The sequence below is a fragment of the Leeuwenhoekiella parthenopeia genome (genome assembly GCF_020782115.1).
GTDB lineage: Bacteria > Bacteroidota > Bacteroidia > Flavobacteriales > Flavobacteriaceae > Leeuwenhoekiella > Leeuwenhoekiella parthenopeia.
This window is the reverse complement of the sequence record NZ_JAJGMW010000049.1, coordinates 1-2,354: the sequence shown is the minus strand read 5'-3', so window position 1 is coordinate 2,354 and position 2,354 is coordinate 1. Positions and strand designations below refer to the sequence as shown.

General features: G+C 37.0%; 1 protein-coding gene. It reads left to right on the top strand.

Annotation, left to right across the window (positions count from 1 at the left end; genetic code table 11):
• The first annotated feature begins 171 nt into the window (after positions 1-171).
• Complete coding sequence (locus LLW17_RS18755; protein ID WP_228231825.1) at positions 172-1,263, top strand: hypothetical protein; 1,092 nt, start codon at positions 172-174, stop codon at positions 1,261-1,263.
• Positions 1,264-2,354 lie beyond the last annotated feature (1,091 nt).

Below are 2,354 nucleotides of genomic sequence, written 5' to 3'. Positions count from 1 at the left end.
ATCTATACCAACAATTAAAAACGTATTTTAGTTATTACAATACAAAAAGAAGGCATCAGGGAATAGAAAACGAAATACCGCTGGTAAAGTATTTAAACAAACAACAAAAAGCAGCTTAGTCAATATAGCCGGAACTTAATTTAAGCTGAAAACTGCCCTACAAATGGGGGGATGCTCATTGATTCAATTTTTAAAAGTTATGAATATCAGATCATTAACCCAGATTTTATACATAACAAAACCCTCAATATTCTCATAGGAGACGTATTAAATCAATTCCTCCCAAGTGCCAAAATAAGTACCCAACGCCTCAGTTTTATTTTAGACGACGAGGATAATTCATTCAGTTTAATGGGTAATTTTGACCCCCGTTTTTCTAAAACCAGCTATCAAAGTTTTATAGCATCTGCGGGTTTAAAATTAAAAGGCGAACCATCCGGTTCTTTTTACAACTTTAAAGATTCAATTTGGGCAGAAAATATTGGCGCTCAAATTAAAATCACCTGGTTTGTACCCGGTACGCTTAGTAAGAATGCTGATCAAAACTTACGTAGCATTTTAAAAGACTACAGAGAAAAAGCCATTAAAAATCAGGTTCTTGAAACGCTCGAAGCCAAGTCAATTACAGATAAGGAAATTCTGGAATTAATAGCTTCCCAGGAGGCTGAATACATTCTTAAAAACGACCTCTACGTTTACATGCGGAAATATTGGTTTACGATTCAAGGGTATATTCCACTAACCAAAAGCTCCAAAACCTTTACAAATACACCAAATGCCAGTATGCTATCTAAGCATCAGTTTGAGGCCTGGGATGCGTCAATCAGTGGGAATGCATTTTTTAAGTTTAAAAATATATCCTTTAGCGCCTCGATCTCATCACGAATATATCAAAACAACAACATTCTAACTAAGACGGTAAAAAAACGAACATTTACCACTTTTGACGTATCTCCAGAAGAACAACCCGCGCTTACCCAAACAGACACTTATTATTATGGTAATTACGAAGAGTTTACGTCTGGCCAGGTAAAAGCTGAAGGAGCATTTTTGGTAAATGAACTTGTTGGCCTTAGTGCCGCAATAGAACAAAACTTTTGGAATGGCTATGATGCGCTAAACTGGAAATTGGGCATTCCCCTGAATCTTAAAAACAAAGACGGAGAATCAAGCATAGCCTTCGAGCTCCAATGGCGCGAGTTTAATAAACAACATTATCTTGGAATAAGCGTGGGTAAGGCGTTTGGTAAATTTCTGAATTAAAAATTCTTATTACTATACTTCAATAGTGCTCTGGCACCTTCGAAATAACTATTTACCAATGCTAAATGTAGAGTTCTGTGTTATTTTGAACTTTAAACTTTGAACCTTGAATTCATATAGGCGCCTACTGATTTCGTATTTCGTATTTCTAATTTCTGATTTTCGGGACGGGGAGTGATGCGACAAAGAAGCATCGTATCGAAGGGTCAACCTACAAGCTCTGGCTTCGATACAAATTTCACTGCGCTATGCTGCGCAAAATTCACTCAGCCAACGCTTTGGTAATCCTGAATGCAGAGTGTAGAGTTATTTCGTATTTCTAATTTGGCATTTATCACGTTGTCTTTTGTTCTTTGTTCTTTGTTCTATGTTCTATGTTCTTAAATTTTGAACCAATCAGATGTGATTTCTCAGTCGCTTGGGCTCCTTCGAAATGACTGCTAACAGCAAACTGAGACTGCTGACTGATGCTGAATGCGGAGTTCTCTGTTCTTTATTCTTGAATTTTAAACCTTGAATTCAAATAACTGCCCACTGAGACTGCTTACTGTTTTCGTATTTCGTATTTCTAATTTGGCATTTAGCACGTTATTCTTTGTTCTTTGTTCTCTGTTCTTTGTTCTCTGTTCTTAAATTATGAACCTTGAATTTTAAACCTTGAATTCAAATAACTGCCCACTGAGACTGCCTACTGTTTTCGTATTTCTTATTTCGTATTTCTAATTTTGTATTTATCAGGACCCTGAGTGATGCGACCTAAGGAGCATCGTATCGAAGGGTCAACCTACAAGCTTTGGCTTCGATACAAATTTCACTGCGCTATGCTGCGCAAAATTCACTCAGCCAACGCTTTGGTAGTGCTGAATGCAGAGTGCTGAGTTATTCTGTGTTTCTAATTTCTGATTTCTGATTTAACAGTCCCCTGAGTGATGCGACCTAAGGAGCATCGTATCGAAGGGTCAACTGTACTTCCCTAAATAGCGTTGACCGTTTTTAGGTTATTATTTCATTGTTAAAAATAGTCATTATTGTTCTTTGTGGGATAGCCAACAAAGAACACTGTTTTTCAAAGGCTACTGGGGTCATTTTCT